Raw genomic sequence first — 20,162 nt, forward strand, 5'->3', positions numbered from 1 at the left:
GTGAAAATCGCGGTGGAAATCCGGGGAAGGACGACAGGATACGACAAATCCCATGTTCCGCCCACTATTTAGGGCGCGTATTGAGCCTGTTACGCCGGCTGGCCCACAGCCCTTCGGCCACGTACAGCGCCAGCGCGGTCCAGATAATCGCAAAGCCGATCAGCCGTTCTGGCGGGAACGCCTCGTGAAACACCCACACGCCCAACAGCGCCTGCAAGCTCGGCGACAGGTATTGCAGCAGCCCCAGCGCCGACATCGAAATCTTGCGCGCGCCAGCGGCAAACAGCAGCAGCGGGATCGCGGTGATCGGCCCGGCCGCCGCCAGCAGCCAGCGCGTGGCGCCCATATCGGTGTTGATAAAAGTGTTCTGGCCCTGCACGGTCAGCCAGAGCACATAGCCTAGCGCCAACGGAAACAGCAGCATGGTCTCGAGCGACAGGCCTTCGAGCGCGGCCAGTGCGGCGGTCTTGCGCAGGAGGCCGTAGCAGGCGAACGAGATGCCTAAAATTAAGGCAATCCACGGCAATTCCCCGGCCGACCAGGTCAGCCAGGCCACACCGCAGGCCGCCAGGCCGATGGCCAGCCACTGGCCCCGGCGCAAGGTTTCCTTGAGCACCAGCATGCCCAGCATGACGTTGATCAGCGGATTGATGAAGTAGCCGAGGCTGGCGTCGAGCACGTGGCCGTTGTTGACCGACCAGATGTAGACGAACCAGTTCGACGACAGCAGCAGCGCGCTGGCGATAAAGGCGCCCAGCACGCGCGGCTGGCGCACCACTTGCGGCAACCATTTCCACTGCTGGCGCACGGTCAGCACGATGGCCAGGAAGAGCAGCGACCACAACATGCGGTGGCCGAGGATTTCCAGCGGCGGTACCGCGCGGATGGCGTGGAAATACAGCGGAAAAATTCCCCACAAGATAAAGGCAGAGGCAGCGTAGAGAATTCCTGGGTTCATGGTGCGGGGCGGCGAAAGGGGGTGAAAACTTGTGGTCGGTCTGACATTATGACCTATCCGGGCGTTGCTTGCTGGCCTCAACTGCCTGGCACACTGCAAGCAGGACGCCCACGCGTCGCCGGGCGGCGTACACTGGCGTTATTGACGAATTGGAACGACTCCGATGCCATTCCCCAAGCCAAAATCTCCTTGCGTTTTGTTGGACCTTGTCCTACTGTGCAATGCAACAAAACAACAACAGGTGCAATCTTGACCGAGCAACACAAGAAAAGCAGCGTTGCCGCGCTGACCATGGCCGCCATCGGCATCGTCTACGGCGACATCGGTACCAGCCCCCTCTATACCCTCAAGACCATCTTCGATCCCGACCACGGCCTGGTCCTCAACGAGGCCAACCTGCAGGGCATTATTTCGCTGATTTTCTGGGGCCTGACGATGATCGTCTCGCTCAAGTACGTCACGCTGGTGCTGCGCGCCGATAACCGCGGCGAGGGCGGCATCATGGCGCTGATGGCGCTGGCGCTCAATTCGGTCAGCAAGGCCGCGCCGCGCTGGCATTATCCGCTCTTGGTGCTGGGGGTCATCGGCGCCACCATGTTCTATGGCGACAGCGTGATCACCCCGGCCATCTCGGTACTGGGCGCGATCGAGGGCCTGGAAGTGGCCGCGCCGGGGCTGGAACAGTACATCGTGCCGCTCACCATCATCGTACTGGTGTCGCTGTATTCGGTGCAGCACCTGGGCACGGCCGGCATCGGCCGCTGGTTCGGCCCCGTCATGCTGCTGTGGTTTACCGCGCTGGCGGTGATGGGCGTGATCAACATCGTTGCCGCACCGCAGATCCTGTACGCGCTCAACCCGATGAACGCGTTCCACTTCATGCTGGAAAACCGCATGATCGCCTTCGTTGCCCTGGGCGCCGTGGTGCTGGCGTTCACCGGCGCCGAAGCGCTGTACGCCGACATGGGCCACTTCGGCAAGAAGCCGATCCGCATGGCCTGGTTCCTGATCGTGTTCCCGGCGCTGGCGCTCAATTACCTGGGCCAGGGCGCGCTGCTGCTTACGCACCCCGATGCGGTGTCGAACCCATTCTTCAACCAGCTCGGTTCCTGGAGCGTGTACCCGCTGGTGGTCCTGTCCACGGCAGCGGCGGTGATCGCCTCGCAGGCCACCATTTCCGGCACCTTCTCGATGACCAAGCAGGCTATCGCGCTCGGCTTGTTGCCACGGATGCGCATCAACCATACGTCCGCCACCGAGATCGGCCAGATCTATATTCCGGCCGTAAACTGGCTGCAACTGGTGGTGGTGCTGATGGCAGTCGTCGGTTTCGGTTCGTCCGATAAACTCGCCGGCGCCTACGGCATCGCGGTCACCGCCACCATGCTGGCCACCACCGTGCTGACGTTCTTCGTGATCCGCTACCGCTGGCATCTGCCGCTGTGGGTGTGCATGCTGGCCACGGGTTTCTTCATCACCATCGACGTGCTGCTGTTCTCGGCCAGCACGCTCAAGCTGTTCCACGGCGGCTGGTTCCCGCTGCTGCTGGCCATCATCCTGTTTACCGTGATGATGACCTGGAAGCGCGGGCGCGAGCTGGTGTTCTCGAACCTGCAACGGCATGCGATCCCACTCGAGGAATTCATGTCGTCGCTGTTCGTCGCGCCCCCCACCCGGGTGTACGGCACCGCGATCTTCCTGCGCGGCGAGAGCGACGGCGTGCCGCACGCGCTGCTGCACAACCTGTCGCACAACAAGGTGCTGCACGAGCGGGTGGTATTCTTCACCGTCCACATCATCGAGGAACCGTATGTGCCGCTCGACGAACAGGTCAAGGTGACCGACCTCGGCCACCAGTGCTATCAGGTCAACGTCTACTACGGCTTCAAGGACGAACCGGACGTGCCGAAGGTGCTGCAGCAGTGCGAATGCCTCGGTTTGCCGTTCGAAATGATGGAAACCTCGTTCTTCATCGCGCGCCAGACCGTGATCTCGGCGCCGGACAAGGGCATGGCGCCATGGCGCGAACACCTGTTCGTCGCCATGTCGCGCAACGCCCGTGGCGCGGCCGACTACTACCAGATTCCACCGAACCGGGTGATCGAGCTCGGTACGCAGGTGGAAATCTAGCCACGCCGGCCGCCAAAAATATGTAACCGAATGTTGTGGCCCGGGCACTGGGTGCCCGGTCTGCTACACTTCTGCTCCTGAAAAGCTGCAAAGCTGCCAAGGAATACGAACTTATCCTCAAAGGTCATCATGAAATCGATGTTGAAATTCATTGCCGTCGCAGTCATTGGCGCGGCAACCCTGTCCGCGTGCGGCGGCCATTACAAACCGCCCGAGGCCGTGGTGGTGGTGCAGCCGGAGTACAAGCAGACCGATACGCTGGTGGGGACTGGTACCACCGCTGCGCTGGGCAAGCCGGAGACGATCTACGATCCCGCCGATGCCGCCCTGCCGGAAAATCAAAGGACCATACTGCTCAGCTATATGATCGATTCGCAGCTGGTGACGGTCAATTACACCGGCTACCTGTATGACAGCACCAAGGCCGATGGCAAGGGCGCGGTGGTGGAAACGTCGGCGCCGGGCGAATCGATGTTCCCCGAGTTCCCGATGCAGCCGTTCACGCTGGGCGCGGGCAAGCCGCTGGCCGGTAGCACCGCGTTGATCGGCTTCGATCAGGCAGTGGTGGGCATGAAAGTTGGCGGCAAGCGCACGGCCGTATTCCCGGCCACACTGGCGTATGGTCCGACCGCCATTCCGGCCAGGACGGCAAAAAACAATCTGCAAAAAACCTTCCCCGCAGTGCCGGCCAATTCGCCGCTGGTGTACGACATCGAGCTGGTGGCCGTGACCATGTTGCCCAATATCAGACCGGTCCCGCCGCCGACCGTCCTGACCGACCTAGTAACCCCGACCGTGGGCGCCGGCAAGCTGGCCTCGGCGGGCAAGTTCGCGCAAGTGCGCTATACCGTGTATTTCTACGATGGCACCCGCGACAGCCGCATCGGTACGCAGATCCAGACCAATGTCACCACCGACACTACCGTGAAACCGTTCTCGTTCGAGGTAAATACCCCGGCTGCTATCGCTGCCATGATCGCGGCCAAGCAGACACCGCCGGTGATCGAAGGCTTCAACAATGCCATTTTCGGCATGCAGGTGGGCGGCAAGCGCACTGTCATCATCCCGGGCAAAATGGCTTATGGCGCTCTCGGCAACGCTGGCATCCCGCCCAACACTTCGCTGGTGTACAGCCTTGAACTGGTGGACGTGCTCGATACGGCACCAGCGCCGTAATCGGTATCTCTCCAGGCAAAAACGGCGGCAGCGATGCCGCCGTTTTTTTTGGGGATACTCACCTCAATCGCGCAGCGCCTGTACCGGGGACGTGCGCATCGCCGCCAGCGTATGGCGGACGGCGGCCAGCGCCACCACCAGCAGCGCCAGCGCCAAGGCCGCCAGCGGCGCCCAGCGGCCCCACGGTGCATGCGCCACGAACGGCGCCAGGTAGCGTTCCACGCCCAGTACCGCCAGCGGCAGCCCGAGCAAGGCCGCAGCGGCGGTGAGCAGCACGAATTCGCGCGCCACCAGCGCTGCAATCGCTGCGCGGCCGGCGCCATGCAGCTTGCGCAGCACGATCTCACGCCCGCGCCGCTGCACGCTGGCCGCCGCCATTGCATACACTCCGAACGCCGCCAGCGCCAGCACCATGGCAGTCGCCCAGCCCAGCATGCGCGCCAGCCGCGCATCGGCAGCGTAGGCCTCGGCCGGGTAGCTGCCCGCGCGCCGCACCACCGGCGGCGTGCCCTGTACATAGCGCGCGGCCGTGGCAGCAATGGCAACTTGGGCTGCTACTATTTTAGACTCATCACCCCGGCCGGCCAGGCGCACTGTCAGCAGGTTGCTGTCGTCCGCCAGTGCGTACAGGATCGGCCGCACCGGCGCACGCAGGGACTCCCAGCGGATAGCGGGCGCGATGCCGACGATGCGGTAGCGGGTGCCGGTAATGCGCTGGCCGACGGCCTGCGCGGTGGACTGCCAGCCCAGCGCGCGCACTGCCGCGTCGTTGAGCACCACCGGCTGGTCTGGCTCGCCCTGCGGTGGTGCCGGCTGGTCTGCCTGCTGCCCGGCCGGCTGGCTTCGGACCCGGTCCAGACCCGGATCGAACAGCCGTCCCGCCGCCGGCGCCAGCCCATAGACGTTGAAGAAGTCGGCGCCCACGGCATACACGGTGAGCGACGCGCTGCTGCCGTCCACCCGCTGCACCGCCACGCTGCCCAGGGTGCCGGTGCCGTCGTCGCGTCCCGGCACCGAGCGGCTGTCGGCCACGCCCGCCACCCCGGGCAAACGCGCCAGCGCGTCGCGCAACGCTGCCACCCGGACCGTGGCATCGCCCGCTGGCAGCTCGACCACCAGCAGCGGCGCCGCGTCGAAGCCAGCCGGTGCGGCGGCGGCAAAGCGGGTTTGCCACAGGATCGCCAGCGCCACCGCGCCCATCGCCATGGCCGCGCTGAACTGCAGCGCCGCCAGCGCGCGCCGCAACCAAGGGCCACCGGCCGTCTCGCCGCTGCGGTGCGACAGCACCCGCGCCAGGTCGACGCCGCGCGCCAGCCAGCCCGGATAGACCCCTGCCGCCGCGCCCAGTAAAACTCCCGCTGCCAGCGCCGCCGCCACGCTGGCAGGCGTGAACAGGCCCGCCGTCTGCCACACCAGCAGGTCGGACGCCACCGGCGCCAGCAACCATGCCAGCAGCATGCCGGCCGCGGCGGCCGCGGTGGCCAGCAGCACCGATTCGGCCATGAACTGCGTGAGCAGCTGGCCGCCGGAGGCGCCCAGCACGCGCCGCATGGCGATCTCGCGCTGGCGGCGCACCACCCGCATGGCGGCCAGGTTGACGTAGTTGAGCGCAGCGAGCAGCAGGATCAACACGCCGGCGCCGGCCATCGCCAGCACCAGGCGGCGGTCGCCGCGCGGGCCTGTGCCCATGGTGCCTGCCACGCTGCGATCAAAATACGCGTCGGCCAGCGGCCCCAGGGCGATATCGACCATCTTGCGCTGGCCCAGCGCCGCCTTCATCTCGGGCGTGGCCATATTGCCCCACGGCGCGCGGTCGATCACGTTTTGCAGCGCCTGTTGCAGCGCCGCCGGTTGCACCCCGGGCCCGGTCCTGATGTAAATTCGGCCGCCAATGCCCATCCAGTTGGCCAGCGCCGCACGCCGCTCCGGTTCCGGCCACAGCGCGGTATCGACGCCGACCAGGATGCCGAATTGAATGGTGCTGTTGGCGGGACGGTCGGCCAGCACCGCGCGCACCTGCACCGTCTGGCCGTTGATCTCGACCGTGCGGCCCAGCGCGGAGGCGTTGCCAGCGGCATCGCCGAACAGCTGGCGCGCGGCCTGGCGCGTGACAGCCACGCCGTCGGGCCGGGTGAGCGCCTGCTGCAAATCGCCTTGTTCCGCCCGCAGGCCGGCGATGCTTGCGAAGGCCGGATCGACCAGCGTGATATCGACCTCGCGTGGCAGGCCTTGCAGGCGCGCGGTGGCCTGGCGTGGCCACCAGGCGCTCACGTCGAGCGGCAGGCCGCTGCGCAGCGCCACTTCGCGCAGCGCAAATGGCGTGTACTCCATCCACTGCGGCTGCGGGATGAAATTGAGCCGGTGCTTGACCAGGTACACCTGGTCGCGTGCGGGCACGTCGCGGTCATAGGTGAACGCGTAGTGCGCATACCCGAGCAGCAGGAAGCATACCGCGAAGCCGGTAGCCAGTCCCAGCAGCTCGATGGCTGATTGCAGCGGCTGGCGCGCCAGCAGGCGGGCACCGATCCGCAAGTGGCGCGGCAGGCTAAACAGGTTCATCGCAGCTCCTTGATGGGTTCAGTCGCGCAGCGCCACCACGGGCGCCACGCGCAATGCGGCGAACGTGTGACGCGTGGTGGCCAGCAGCGCCACCAGCGCCGCCAGCGCCAGCGCTGCCGCCAGCGTCCAGGCGCCGATCGGTGCGTGCTCGGTGTAGGCGGCCAGGTAGTTTTGAATGGCGAGCGCCGCCAGCGGCAGTCCCACCAGCGCACCGGCGCCAACCAGCAAGGAAAATTCGCGACCCAGCATCAGGGCGATGTCGGCACGGCCGGCGCCGTACAGCTTGCGCAGCACGATCTGGCGCCGGTGGCGTTGCACACTGTAGGCCGAGAGCACGTAGATGCCGAAACCGGCCAGCAGGATCGCCACCGCGCTGGTGATACCGAGTATGCGCACCAGGCGCGCGTCGTCGGCGTAGCGCTCGGCCAGCACGGCCCCCTGGCTTTGCAGGTCCATGATCCGGTTCGGAAAATGGCGTTGCCACAGCAACGCTACCTGGTCGTAGGCCGCCTCGAAGCTGTCGCTGGTGCGGATCGTCAGCACGCGGGCCGGCTGCACGCGGTACACGATGGCGCCGGGCGGCTGGCGCAAGTCATGAAAGCGCACGTCGGGAGCGATGCCGATGATTTGCCCGCCATCGGACAGGCGCTTGCCCACCGCAACGGCGGGCGTTGCATAGCCCAGCGCCAGCGCGGCAGCGGCACTGAGCACGACGTCGGTGCCGGGTGGCAGCTGCTGCGCCGCCGCACTGCGGCGCGGATCGAAATCCTGCGGCACCGGCAGCGGCGCCTGGCGCGGATCAAACAATTGCCCGTGCACGGGCCGCAACTGGTGCACCGCGAACCAGTTGGGGCTGACCAGTTTCCATTCCATGGGAATGTCGCGGCCATCGGCAGTGGTCGTGGTACCCGTCATTACGTTGTTGCGGCCCACCGCCTCCGAGATGGTGGCGACGCCCTGCACGCCGGGTTCGCGCGCCAGTTGCGCGATAAAGGCGCGTGCTCCCGGCTTGTCGGATGTTTCGGGCAGTGCCAGGACCAGCAACTGGCGCGGATCGAAACCGGGCGAGGCGTGGCTGGCGTACCAGGTTTGCCAGCCGACCGCCAGCGCTGTGGCGCAGATCGCCATGGCGCTGGCAAACTGCAGCACCGTGAGCAGGCGCCTCACCCACAGGCCATCGACGGTTTCGCTGTTGCCGCGTCCTGCCAGCGCCGGGCCGGGCAGCGCCGTCTGGGCGATCCAGGCCGGATACAGGCCGGCCACCGCACCGACCTGCGCACCGAACGCCAGCGCGAGCAGGCAACGCCACGGCGTAAACATCCCTTCCAGGCGGCGGTTGACCAGGTCGGAGAAGGTGGGCAGCAACAACCACGCCAGCAGCAAGCCAACAATGGCGGCCAGTACGGCGGTCAGCATCGCCTCGCTGAGGAACTGGCGCACCAGTTGCGACGTGCTTGCCCCGAGCAGCTTGCGGATGCCGATCTCGCGTTGCCGGCGCAAGGTGCGCACGGTGGCCAGGTTGACGTAGTTGACGGACGCGAGCAGCAGGATCAGCAGGCCGCCGGCCGCCATGCCGGCCACGGCGCCGCGCTGGCCGTAGCGTGCGCCGTCGCGGCTGGCAGCCATGCCCGGATCGAAATAGGCGTCGCGCAGCGGCAGCAGCGCGAAATCGGCCACCTTGCGGCCATTGAGCCCCTGGCCCAGCGCGCTGTTCAGGATAGGCTGGATCATTGGCGAATTGTGGTTGGCCTGCTCCAGCAGGGCGGTCAATGCCGCGCTGGAAGCGCCGGGCGCCAGTTTCAGATACACCGGCGCGCTGCGCCATGTGGAAAGCGCCGTGGCGCGCTGTGGCCAGGCGGTGCTGCTACTGCCCACCAGCGCCTCGTAGGTGACGCTGCCATTGGCCGGAGGATCGGGCAGGATCGCCCGCACCAGCAGCGTGGCGCTGTCCGCGCGTACCGCCTGGCCCAGCGCGGGCGTGGAGCCGAACAGCCTGGCCGCGCCGGTGCGCGTCAGCGCCAGGCCGTCGGGCCGCGCCAGCGCGGCTTCTACATCGCCCTCGAGCGCACGGACGTCGAACATGGCCGCAAACGCGGGATCGACCACGCTGAGCGCCAGCGCATGGGGCGTGCCGTTGACGCGTAGCGGCGTCTCGAGCGGCAGAACGATGGTGGCCGCCTGCGCCATGCCGCTGGCCAGCGCCACGTCCCGCAGCGGCACGAAGGCGCGGATTTGCCACTCGGGACGCGGGGCCAGATTGAAGCGCTGCTTGACCGCCACCACGCTGTCGTTGGCGGGTACCGCGCTGTTGAAGTTGAGGCAGAACGCCACGTAGCCAAACAGCAGGAAACATGATGCAAAGCCCACCGCCAGGCCGGCGATCACCACCAGCGAGTAAGCCGGCTGCTGCACCAGCAGGCGCCAGCCGATGCGAAAGTCGCGCAGGTTCATCACCTTACGCCGCCTGCAGCGCATCGACCACCACCCGGCCGTCGAGCAGGTTCAAGGTGCGCGAGGCCTGCGCCGCGTGGTCAGGCGAGTGGGTGACCATGACCACGGTGGTGCCCTCGGCGTTGATCTCGCGCAGCAGGCGCATGACCTCGTCGCCGTGGGCGGAATCGAGGTTGCCGGTCGGTTCATCGGCCAGCAGCACGGCGGGGCCGGCCACCAGCGCGCGCGCAATCGCTACCCGCTGCTGCTGGCCGCCCGACAGCTGCGATGGCCGGTGCGCGGCGCGGTGGCCCACGCCCAGCTTTTCCAGCATCGCCGCAACGCGCGTGCGTCGTTCGCGCGCCGGCGTGCCGTTGTATTCGAGCGCCAGTTCGACGTTCTCGAACACCGATAACTCTTCGATCAGATTAAAACTCTGGAAGATGAAACCCACGCGACCGCGCCGCAATTTGTTCAGTTGCGATTCGCTGCAGCCGGCGATGTTGCGGCCCTCGAACCAGTATTCGCCGGAGGTCGGTACGTCGAGCAGGCCGAGGATGCCCAGCATGGTCGACTTGCCGCAACCGGAGGGGCCGGTAATGGCGACGTATTCGCCAGCTTCGATATGCAGGTCGATGCGGTCGAGCGCCGTGGTTTGTACTTCTCCTGCCTGGTGGATCTTGCTGACGCCGACGAGTTTGAGCATGGGATAGCCTTTTTGGTTGAGAGGGGAATTTACTGCACTTTTCAGCGGTCCAGCTGCAACCGCGGCGAATTTCCGTAGGCCGCGTAACTGGAGACGATTACCTTGTCGCCGGCGGCAAGGCCGGCCAGCACTTCGATCTGGGCGTTGTTGCGGCGGCCCACGCGCAGCGCGCGGCGCTGGGCGCCGCGGCCGTCGGCATCGAGCACATACACCCAGGCGCCGCCGGAGTCGTTGATGAAGGCGCCACCGGGCAGCAGCAGCGCCGGCGCCGGCTCGCCCAGCGTGACGCGCGCGTCCAGGCTCTGGCCCGGGTTCATCACCGGCGGCTGCCCTTTCGTAAACACCAGGTCTACCGTGAAGCGGCCGTCCTTGATTTGCGGGTAGATGGCGCGGATGTCGGCCGGATAGTCGCGATCGTCCTGCTTGACGCTGCCGTGGCGGCCCACCGCCATGCGGTTGAGGTAGTACTCGTCCACGCTGGCAGCGAGCTTGAAGCGCACCGGATCGTCGATGCGGCCGATGTTCTTGCCGGTGGCGACCGACTCGCCCACTTGCAGGCGGAAGTTGGTCAGGCGCCCGTCTACCGGCGCGCGCACGGCCAACGCATCGACCGTGCCGGACACCAGTTTCAGGCCGGAGTCCAAGCCGCCGATCGCGGTTTCCAGCTGGCGTGCGGCGGCGTCGCGCACGCGCGCCTCGGTCTTGCCAGCGCGCTCCTGCAAAGCCAGCAGTTGCTGTTGCTGTTGCAGCATATCGTTCGATTCTTCCAGCGCCACGGTCGAAATAAAACCCTGCTGCGCCAGGCGCGTGTTGCGCTCGTGCCGCTTGCGGGCCTGTTCGGCATTGAAGCGCAGTTCGTCGAGGCGGCGCTGGTGGTCGCTGGCGCTGGCCTCCTGCGCCACCCGCAGGTTGGAGAGGTTGAAGATGCTCACCGCGTGTTCGGACTGGCGCGCCAGCAGCTCCAGGTGGCGCTGCGAATTGGAGATGCGAAACAGCAGCTCGCCCTGTTTGACCAGCGCGCCGTCGGTGGCCAGCACTTCCTCCACCCGCCCCGATTCGACCGCGTCGAGGATCACCGAGTGCAGCGGTTCGGCATTGGCGCGGACCACGATCTCGTCGACAAACACGCCGCGCGCCACTTGTGCGATGCGCAGGTCGGCGCCATCGACGCGCAAGCCGCGCGGCAGCAGCGCCCACAGCGCATACGCCGCCACGGCGGCGACGACCACGCCGGCGAGCGCGATGGCGATGCGCCTGCCGTGCCGGCGCGGGACGACGGTGTCCATGGCCGCGCCGCTGGCGGGAGAATTTATTTTGTTGTGCATGACCATGGTACTGCAAAGGCTGTGCCAGGTGTTGCCAACCCGGTGAAAACGTGGCTGCATGCGGCCTGCACGGGCATCGTGCGCGGCGGTGTGCGGTTATGAACACTGCCTGCTGTCCGCTTGTGAACACTGTCTCTCAACGTGCCGCCATGTGCGCAGCGGGGGCATCCCCGGCCTACCCGTGCACTGCTAGAATGCCCCCATGTCCACCCACATCCTGATCCTTGACGACGATCCCGACGTCGCCACCGCCGCCCGCCTGCTGCTGCGCCGCCGCCACGAGCAGGTGGTTACCTTGTGCGATCCGGCCGCGCTGCCGGCGCTGCTCGCACAAGGTCCCGATGCGGTGCCGGACGTGGTGCTGCTCGACCTGAATTTTACGCCGGGCTTTATCGACGGCGCCGAGGGGTTGGCGCTGCTGGACCTGCTGCTGGCGCAAACCAGCCCGCCGGCGGTGATCGCCATGACGGCGTACGCCGACGTGCCGCTGGCGGTGGCATCGCTCCAGCGCGGCGCTGGCGACTTCATCACCAAGCCGTGGGACAACGCCCGCCTGGTGGCGGCGGTGGACCAGGCGCTGGCCCGCCGCGCGGCCCGGCGCACGCCGGCCGCGCCGTCCGAATTGATGGGCGATTCGATCGCCATGCGCGAACTGGCCCACCTGATCGCCAGCGTGGCGCCCACCGAGGCCAACGTGATGGTGCTGGGTGAAAACGGCGTGGGCAAGGAGCTGGTGGCACGCGCCATCCACGCGCAGTCGCGCCGCGCGGCCGGCACCTTGCTGGCAGTGGACATGGGCGCGCTGCCCGAATCGACGTTCGAGAGCGAGTTGTTCGGCCACCGCAAGGGCGCTTTCACCGACGCCCGCGCCGATCGCGCGGGACGCTTCCAGGCCGCGCGCGGCGGCTCGCTGTTCCTCGACGAGATCGGCAACATGCCGCTCGGTGCGCAGGCCAAGCTGCTCACAGCGCTCGAGAGGCGCGAGGTCACGCCGATGGGCGCCGACAAGCCCGAAGCGATCGACGCGCGCATCATCAGCGCCACCAACCTCGACGAAGCGCGGCTGTTCGATCCGGTCGTGTTCCGGCCCGACCTGCTGTTTCGCCTCAATACCATCGTGATCCGGGTGCCGCCGCTGCGCGCGCGGCCCGGCGATATTCCGCTGCTGCTTGCGCACTACCTGAAGCTGTACGAAGCGCAGTACCAACGGCCGGCGCGCACGGTGGCTGGCGCCGCCCTGGATAGTCTGCTGCGCCACGACTGGCCCGGCAATGTACGCGCGCTGCGCCACGCATGCGAGCGCGCCGTGATCCTGGGCCAGGGTGCGCAGTACGGGCTGGCCGATTTTGCGCTGGGCGGGCCGGTGGCAGGGACTGTCGCTGCTGCTGCTGCATCACCTGCAATCGGCGCCAGTGCCAATGCCTGCGTCGGCACTGGCGCCGACACGCCGGCCAGCGGGCCGGCAACCGCTGGCGCCGACCAACCCGGCACACTCGACGCGCTCGAACGCCAGGCCATCGCCAGCACGCTGGCGCGGTTCAACGGCAACATCAGTCACGCCGCCAAAACGCTGGGCATCAGCCGCGCGGCCTTGTACCGCAAGCTGGGCAAGCATGGCATCTGAGCGCCGCCTGCAACTGGGCGCAGCGGCCAGTGTGACCGCGCTGCTGGCGCTGGCCATCGGCGCCGATGCGCTGCATGCCGAACCGCGCCGCATCGTGCTGTGTGCGCTGCTGGCACTGGCGCCGGCAGCGATGCTCTGGCAATGCCTGCGGCGTCTTGCCATGCCGCGTGCGCATATGGAAGCACCCGCGGCCATGCCGACCGCCAGCCGGGAGACGCTGGCCGATGCGGTGCAGGCGCTCGAAGCGCGCCTCGAGCACGCCCCGATCGCGCTGTTCGGCATCGACCACGCCAGCGGCGACGGCGCGCTGGCGCCACTGAACACCAGCGCGCGCCGGCTGCTGGCGCCGGGCCGCGCCAGTGCGCCGGAAGCGCTGCGCCAGCTGCTGGCGGCGCAACCGGCGGGCCAGCGGCAACTGGTCAGTTTCGACACCGAGCGCGGCGTCGAACGGGCATTGGTCGCCGTCTCTGCACTGACCTTGCACGGCGCGGCGCAGCGGCTGGTTGCCCTGATGCCGGTGGAAAGCGAACTGGAAGCCGAAGCGCTCAACGCCTGGCGCGAACTGGTGCAGGTGCTCACCCACGAGATCATGAATTCGTTGACACCGGTGGCCTCGCTCTCGCGCACCGCGTGCGGCCTGCTCGACGATGCGACAGCCATGCTGCCGGGCGACATCCATGCCGACCTGGCCACCGCGCTCGACGCCATCGCGCGCCGCGCCGCCAGCCTGGTGGACTTTGTGGCCAGCTACCGCAGCCTGTCCACGGTGCCGCCGGCGCAGCCGCAGCGGGTGGCGCTCGAAGCCATGTTTGCGCGCTTGGCGGCGCTGGTGGCGCCAGGGTGGCAAGCAATGGGCGGGCAGGTGGTATTTGCGGTGGAGCCGGCGTCGCTCGACGCGGTGATCGATGCGGGCCAGCTGGAGCAGGCCTTGATCAACCTGCTCAAGAATGCGGCCGAGGCAGCAACGGCTGCGCAGATCGCACATCCGCAAGCGAGCGTCACCGCGCGCCTGAGCCGAGGCGGGCGACTGCGCATCGAGGTGGCCGACAATGGTCCCGGCGTGCCAGCGGCGCTGGCCGCGCACATCTTCACGCCGTTTTTCTCGACCAGGAAGCAGGGGCGCGGCATCGGCCTGGCGATGGTGCGGCACCTGGTGCACGCCAACGGCGGCACGGTGCGCCATGCGCGGCCGGTAGGCGCCGGCGCGCGCTTCCTGCTGACGTTCTAGGCAGCGGCAGTAGCAGGCCTCAGCATATCGATATGCATGATGCCGTCCTCGTCGTACGGTTCGGTCACGGTCACAAAGCCGTAACCGCCGTAGAATTTTTCCAGGTGCGCCTGGGCGCCGATGCGGCAGGCGTGGCCAGGGTGCAGCGCGTCGGCCAGCGGCATGGCGCGGTCGAGCAGGGCGCGGCCGATGCCGGTGCCGCGCGCGGCCTCGGTGGTGAGCACGCGGCCGATCGACATCTCGTGGTATTTCAGACCGGGCGGCAGCACTCGCAAGCTCGCCTGCAACACGCGCTGGCCGTCGACCTCGCGCCACGCCATCAGGTGGTGGCAGTGGGGATCGAGGCCATCGATATCGGGATATAAACAGGTTTGTTCGAGGATGAACACTTGCTGGCGCTGGCGCAGCACCTCGTACCAGTCACGCCGGGAAATCTCATCAAACGCTAACCATTGCCATTCAATCATTTCTATCTCACCAAAAAGCTTCGGGGTCAGTGCCGACATTCGGACATCAGGGAACTTAATTATTGAATCATACTTCAACAATTGAGTTCAAAAATGTCCGAATGTCGGCACTGACCCCGAAGTGGGCTTAGACGATGGTCAGCGTGACGTCGATGTTGCCGCGGGTGGCGTTCGAGTACGGGCAGACGATGTGGGCGGCGTCGACCAGTTTCTGGGCTGCTTCGCGGTCCATGCCTGGCAGCGAGATTTTCAGTTCCACTTCGATGCCGAAGCCGGTCGGGATCGGACCGATGCCCACGTTGCCTTCGATCGACACGTCAGCCGGGATGGCGATCTTGTCGCGGCCGCCGACGAATTTCATCGCGCCCAGGAAGCAGGCCGAGTAGCCGGCTGCGAACAGTTGCTCAGGATTGGTGCCTGCCGCGCCCGCGCCGCCCAGTTCTTTCGGAGTGGTCAGCTTGACGTCCAGCGCGCCGTCCGACGACAGGGCCTTGCCTTCACGGCCGCCGGTAGCGGTGGCGGTTGCGCGGTAGAGAACTTTTTCGATCGACATGATGTGTACCTTTCAATGACTACGGTGAATGAGGGAACAACGTTTCAATTTTAATGCTTTGCTTCGTCTTGGCGCTGCGTCTTCAACTTTGCGCAGCGCCCATGAACAGTACTATACATAGCACGCGATTTAATAGCAAGCTATATTTGTAAGAAGTTGTGACAAGTGACCGGCCCGGCAGGAAACGCCGGGCCTGCAAGCCACCGGCCGGGCGGGGCGCGTGTGTTAGACTTTTCCATCAAGACACAACACCGGTGACCCCCATGAGTTTGCGCCACAGCCGCCGCCTGCCTGGCCTCAGCACCCTGCTGGCGATCGTGATCGCGGCTGCCACGTTGCTGGTCACGGGTTTGATGGTGTGGATCGTGGGCGGCATCGCGACCACCGACATCAAGCGCACGGTGGGCGAGATCCTGGTCGAGCGGGCCCGCACGGCAGCCGACATGATCGACGACAATATGGCCACGCGCTACCTCGAAGTGCGCCAGCTGGCCGAGCGCATCGACCGCGATCCCGCCTATGCCGGCCGCGCTGCCGAGGGTCGCCGCGAACTGCTCGAGCAAGTGCAAACCTCGGCCCCGCAATATGCCTGGATCGGCGTGGCGGACGCTCGCGGCACGGTCGTGGCCAGCACCGGTGGCATGCTCGAAGGCGTGGACGTCTCGAAGCGGCCGTGGTTCAGCGACGCCGTCAAGGGCATTTTCGTGCACGACGTCCATGACGCCAAGCTGCTGGCCAAGCACCTGCCGCTTGACCGTGGCAATCCGCAGCGTTTCGTCGATCTCGCCTTTCCAGTGCGCCTGGCCGAGGGCAAGGGTACTGCGGCCGGCGTGCTGGGCGCGCACCTGAGCTGGGGCTGGATCGGCCAGCTGGGGCGCATGTTCAACGCGCCGGTGGCCGACCGCCCGGTGGAGATCATGGTGCTCGCTGCCGACGGCACGGTGCTGATGGGTCCCGACGACGCGGTCGGCAACGTGCTCGATCGCCTGGCGCCGGGCGCGCTGGCTGCCTCGCCGGTGTCCAGCGAGCTGCAATGGGTCGATGGCAAGCGCTATATCACGGCGCGCTGCGCCACCCACGGCAAGGGCGACTACCCCGGCATGGGCTGGACCGTGCTGGCGCGCCAGCAGGCCGACAGCGCCTACGCCCACGTGGTCAACATGCAGCGCCGCATCTACCAGAGCGGCATCGCGCTCACGCTGCTGTTTTCGGTGTGCGGCTGGCTGCTGGCGCGCCGGCTGACCGCGCCGCTGTTGAAAGCGGCCGAGGCGGCGGCTGCCATCGGCGCCACTGCAGGCGACAACGTCGCCACACTGTCCGTGCGCGGCGGCTTTTACGAAGTGCACACGCTCACCCGCGCGTTCGACGCGCTGCTGGCGCGGCTGGCGCAAAAGCGCGACGAACTCAATATCCTCAACGCCGCGCTCGAACACAAGGTGGCGCAGCGTACCGAGGCGCTCGAAGCGTCGCTGGCGGCCAAGTCGCACAGCGAGGAGCAGGAGCGCGCGGCCCAGCGCAAGGCGCAGGACAGCGAAAAGTTCCTGCGCACCATCGCCGATAACAGCCCTGCGCTGATCGCGTATCTCGACCAGGACCAGATCTACCGCTTTGCCAACAACGCCCACCAGCGCGTGCTGGGCATCGCGCCCGACGCCATTCTTGGCCGCCACCTGGCCGAGGTGCTGGGCGACGACGTGTACGGCGTGCTGCGCGCGCGCATCGAGCGTGTGCTCGAAGGTGCCGCCATGCATTTCGAAGAGGCGTTCGACCGTCCGGGCTGGCCGCAGCATTTCATGATCGACTACATTCCCGACCTCGATGCCGATGGCGTGGTGCGCGGCTTCCACGTGCTGGTCACCGACATCAGCGCGCGCAAGCAGATCGAGATCGCCCAGGCGGCCAACGAAAAGCTGGCCGAGGCGGCCAACCGCGCCAAGAGCGAATTCGTCGCCAACATGAGCCACGAGATCCGCACGCCGATGAACGCGGTGCTGGGCGCCTCGCACTTGCTGGGCAATACCCGCCTGACCGGCGAGCAGCGCGGCTACCTGGACCTGATCGAATCGTGCGGCCGCTCGCTGCTGCACATCATCAACGACATTCTCGATTTTTCCAAGATCGAGGCGGGCAAGATCCAGATCGAGCGCGAAGCCTTCGACACCCACGGCCTGGTCGAGGCAGCCGAAGCGGCCATGCTGTCCTCGGGCAGCAAGCCCGCGGTGGAGCTGGCCATCGTGGTGCCGGCCGACTTCCCGGCGCGGCTGGTGGGCGACGCCATGCGCATGCGCCAGATCATCACCAACCTGGTCAACAACGCCCTGAAATTCACCGCCGCCGGCGAGGTGGTGGTGAGCCTGGCGCTGCAGGGCGACCTGCTGGAGATCACCGTGCTCGATACCGGCATCGGCATGTCGGCGGCCCAGCAGCAGCGGCTGTTCCAGCCGTTCGAGCAGGCCGACATGTCCACCTCGCGCAAGTACGGCGGCACCGGCCTGGGGCTGACCATCTCGTGCAAGCTGGTGGCGTTGATGAAGGGAAGCATCGTCGTTGCCAGCGAAGCCGGCGCCGGCGCCACCTTCGTTGTTACGCTGCCGGTGGCAGCCGCTGGCGACGGTGCCCTGCAACGTTCCGAACCGGCGCCGCCGGTCGCCGGCGCGCTGCTGTTCATCGACGCCCACCTGGCGTCGCTCAGGGCGCTGCTGTACAGCGCCGCGTTCCATGGCCTGCCGGCGCACAGCGCCAATACCATCGATGAGGCCATCGCCCTGCTCAATAACGATAACAATGCCGGCGCGCGCATCGGCGTGGCGCTGGTGAGCGCCGGCCTGTATGCGGCCGCACCCGAGCGCCTGCGCACCGCCGCGCGCGCGGCCGGTGTGCAACTGGTGCTGATGCACGCGGCAGCCGGACCGGCGTTCGACGCCGCCCTGTTCGACGGCGCCGTGGTCAAGCCTGTCACGCGCCGCGCGGTATCGCGGCTGCTGGCGCAACTGGCCGATCCTGGCCAGCGCGGCGACTCCGGCGCGCCGGCCGCCACGGCCACGCCGCAGCAGGCGCAGGCCAGGCCGCTGGCGGGCCGGCGCCTGCTGCTGGTGGAAGACAACCCGATCAACCAGCTGGTCGCGTCGCGCCTGCTGGAGCTGGCCGGCGCCACGCCCACGGTGGCGGAAAACGGCCGCGACGCGCTGGAACTGCTGGCGATGGCGCAGGCGCCGTTCGACATCATCCTGATGGACGTGCAAATGCCGGTGATGGATGGTTACGAAGCCACGCGGCTGCTGCGCGAGCGCGGCGTGCGCACGCCGATCCTGGCCATGAGCGCCGGCGTAACCCAGGCCGAGCGCGGCGAATGCCTGGCCGCCGGCATGGACGGCTTCATCTCGAAGCCGGTCGATGCCGGCCAGATGATCGCCACCATCGTCGAGTGGCTGGACCGCGCCGGCGGCGTAAATGGTACCAACGGTACCAACGGTACCAACGGCGCAAACCCTACGCGCTGACCGCCTTCAATTTGCGGATCACGTCCGACAGGCGGTACGGCTTGCCGATCAGCTGGAACTGGTCGAGGTCGGGGTGGTCCTGCTGCAGCGCCGACGTCACGTAGCCGGAAGCGAGAATCACCTTGAGCGACGGCAGGTAGTCCACCGCGCTCTTGGCCAGCTCGATGCCGCTCATGCCGGGCATGACCACGTCGCTGAACAGGATCGAAATGTCGGGATGGCGGTGCAGGGTATCGAGCGCCTCCTGGCCGTTGTTGGCGGCCAGCACCTGGTAACCGAGGCTGGCAAACAGGTGGCTGGCCATGTCCAGCACGTCGGGCTGGTCGTCGACGATCAGCACTTTTTCCGCCGCCTCGTCGCCATCGGTTTCCGGCTCCGTGTCGGCCAGCGCCGGGAAGCGCAAGGTGATGCAGGCGCCCGCGCCCGGATTGGAAACGATCGCCAGGTCGCCGCCGGCCTGCTGCATCAGGCCATAGACCTGCGACAGCCCCAGGCCCGAACCCTTGCCCACCTCCTTGGTGGTGAAGAACGGTTCGACCGCGCGCTGCGCCACGGCTTCGGTCATGCCGGCGCCGGTGTCGCGCACGGACACCACCACGCTGGCGCCATCGACCGCCGTGGCGATCGTGATCGTGCCGGCGGCCTCGATGGCGTCGCGGGCGTTGACCACCAGGTTCAATAGCGCGGACTCGAATTGCGTAATGTCGGTCATCACGTCGGGCAGGTTGGAGGCCAGTTGCAGGTCGAGCCGGATCGAACTGCGGATCGCGCGCCGCAGCACCGCCTCGAAGCTGTTGATGGCGCGGTTGACGCCCACCCGTTCCGGTTTCAACGGCTGCTGGCGCGCGAACGCCAGCAGCTGCTGGGTGAGGCTGGCGCCACGCTTGGTGGCACGCTCCATGCTGTCGATGGTCTTGTTCTGCACTTGCCGGTCGTTGACCACGCGCAGCAGGTCGAGGCCATTGCTGATCACGTTGAGCAGATTGTTGAAGTCGTGGGCGATGCCGCCGGTGAGTTTGCCGATGGCTTCGAGCTTTTGCGACTGGAACAGCGCATCCTTGGCCTGCGCCAAAGTTTCGTCGGCGCGGCGCCGCTCGGTGACGTCGCGCGTGATCTTGGCAAAGCCGATCAGCGTGCCGTCGCTGCCGCGCACCGGGTCGATCACCACGCTGGCCCAGAACCGCGTGCCGTCCTTGCGCACGCGCCAGCCCTCGTCCGCGAAGCGTGCCTGCGCGGCCTGGTGCAGCACCTGCGCCGGGCGCCCGGCGGCGCGGTCCTCATCCGTGTAAAAGCAGGAAAAATGGCGCCCCAGGATTTCCGCTTCCGTATATCCCTTGAAGCGCTGGGCGCCGGCATTCCAGCTGCACACGATGCCGTCGGGCGAGAGCATGTAGATGGCGTAGTCGCTGACGCTGGAGATGAACAGCTTGAACTGTTCGGCCTCGGCGGTAATGGGGAGAGGGAGCGCGGTGGTCATAAGCAGCAGTATATTTTTTTTGCAGCCGC

General features: G+C 67.0%; 13 protein-coding genes. 5 read left to right on the forward strand and 8 right to left on the reverse strand.

Annotated elements, in window-relative coordinates; translation table 11 throughout:
• Nucleotides 1-64: 64 nt before the first annotated feature.
• Complete coding sequence (gene rarD, locus J2X54_RS01690) at nucleotides 65-958, reverse strand: EamA family transporter RarD (RefSeq protein WP_310177046.1); 894 nt, start codon at nucleotides 956-958, stop codon at nucleotides 65-67.
• Between the two features lie 249 nt (nucleotides 959-1,207).
• On the opposite strand from rarD, the gene J2X54_RS01695 reads away from it, so the two are divergent.
• Nucleotides 1,208-3,088: a potassium transporter Kup gene (locus J2X54_RS01695; RefSeq protein WP_310177049.1), complete on the forward strand. Its 1,881-nt coding sequence runs from the start codon at nucleotides 1,208-1,210 to the stop codon at nucleotides 3,086-3,088.
• A gap of 129 nt (nucleotides 3,089-3,217) precedes the next feature.
• Nucleotides 3,218-4,264: an FKBP-type peptidyl-prolyl cis-trans isomerase gene (locus J2X54_RS01700; RefSeq protein WP_310177051.1), complete on the forward strand. Its 1,047-nt coding sequence runs from the start codon at nucleotides 3,218-3,220 to the stop codon at nucleotides 4,262-4,264.
• A gap of 63 nt (nucleotides 4,265-4,327) precedes the next feature.
• Here J2X54_RS01700 and J2X54_RS01705 read toward each other — a convergent pair whose 3' ends face one another.
• Genes J2X54_RS01705 through J2X54_RS01720 form a run of 4 tightly spaced genes read right to left on the reverse strand, consistent with a single transcriptional unit; the run spans nucleotide 4,328 to nucleotide 11,245 of the window.
• Nucleotides 4,328-6,823: an ABC transporter permease gene (locus J2X54_RS01705; RefSeq protein WP_310177053.1), complete on the reverse strand. Its 2,496-nt coding sequence runs from the start codon at nucleotides 6,821-6,823 to the stop codon at nucleotides 4,328-4,330.
• Between the two features lie 18 nt (nucleotides 6,824-6,841).
• Entirely contained in the window at nucleotides 6,842-9,274 is a 2,433-nt protein-coding gene (locus J2X54_RS01710; protein ID WP_310177056.1) for an FtsX-like permease family protein, read from the reverse strand.
• A 4-nt stretch (nucleotides 9,275-9,278) separates the two neighbouring features.
• Nucleotides 9,279-9,959: an ABC transporter ATP-binding protein gene (locus J2X54_RS01715; RefSeq protein ID WP_310177060.1), complete on the reverse strand. Its 681-nt coding sequence runs from the start codon at nucleotides 9,957-9,959 to the stop codon at nucleotides 9,279-9,281.
• 41 nt (nucleotides 9,960-10,000) lie between these two features.
• Nucleotides 10,001-11,245 (reverse strand): efflux RND transporter periplasmic adaptor subunit, encoded by a 1,245-nt coding sequence (locus J2X54_RS01720; protein WP_310177061.1) that lies wholly within the window; start codon nucleotides 11,243-11,245, stop codon nucleotides 10,001-10,003.
• Nucleotides 11,246-11,486: 241 nt separating this feature from the next.
• On the opposite strand from J2X54_RS01720, the gene J2X54_RS01725 reads away from it, so the two are divergent.
• Complete coding sequence (locus J2X54_RS01725) at nucleotides 11,487-12,908, forward strand: sigma-54 dependent transcriptional regulator (protein WP_310177063.1); 1,422 nt, start codon at nucleotides 11,487-11,489, stop codon at nucleotides 12,906-12,908.
• Nucleotides 12,898-14,136 carry an ATP-binding protein gene (locus J2X54_RS01730; RefSeq protein ID WP_310177065.1) on the forward strand — a complete coding sequence of 413 codons (1,239 nt, stop codon included), beginning with the start codon at nucleotides 12,898-12,900 and terminating at the stop codon, nucleotides 14,134-14,136. Before J2X54_RS01725 ends, J2X54_RS01730 begins: the two co-directional genes overlap by 11 nt.
• Here J2X54_RS01730 and J2X54_RS01735 read toward each other — a convergent pair.
• Both J2X54_RS01735 and J2X54_RS01740 read right to left on the reverse strand, forming a co-directional pair.
• Nucleotides 14,133-14,603, reverse strand: coding sequence for a GNAT family N-acetyltransferase (locus J2X54_RS01735; protein ID WP_310177068.1), 471 nt, complete (start codon nucleotides 14,601-14,603; stop codon nucleotides 14,133-14,135). The two genes, J2X54_RS01730 and J2X54_RS01735, sit on opposite strands and share 4 nt — an antisense overlap.
• Nucleotides 14,604-14,730: 127 nt before the next feature.
• Nucleotides 14,731-15,156 carry an organic hydroperoxide resistance protein gene (locus tag J2X54_RS01740; protein ID WP_310177070.1) on the reverse strand — a complete coding sequence of 142 codons (426 nt, stop codon included), beginning with the start codon at nucleotides 15,154-15,156 and terminating at the stop codon, nucleotides 14,731-14,733.
• A gap of 263 nt (nucleotides 15,157-15,419) precedes the next feature.
• Here J2X54_RS01740 and J2X54_RS01745 point away from each other — a divergent pair, with 263 nt between their 5' ends.
• Nucleotides 15,420-18,656, forward strand: a complete 3,237-nt coding sequence (locus tag J2X54_RS01745) for an ATP-binding protein (protein WP_310177072.1) — start codon at nucleotides 15,420-15,422, stop codon at nucleotides 18,654-18,656.
• Here the strand turns inward: J2X54_RS01745 and J2X54_RS01750 are convergent.
• Entirely contained in the window at nucleotides 18,646-20,133 is a 1,488-nt protein-coding gene (locus J2X54_RS01750; protein ID WP_310177074.1) for an ATP-binding protein, read from the reverse strand. The two genes, J2X54_RS01745 and J2X54_RS01750, sit on opposite strands and share 11 nt — an antisense overlap.
• Nucleotides 20,134-20,162: the final 29 nt, after the last annotated feature.

Origin of the sequence: Duganella sp. 3397, assembly GCF_031456625.1 — a bacterium.
Taxonomy (GTDB): Bacteria; Pseudomonadota; Gammaproteobacteria; order Burkholderiales; family Burkholderiaceae_D; genus Rugamonas; species Rugamonas phyllosphaerae.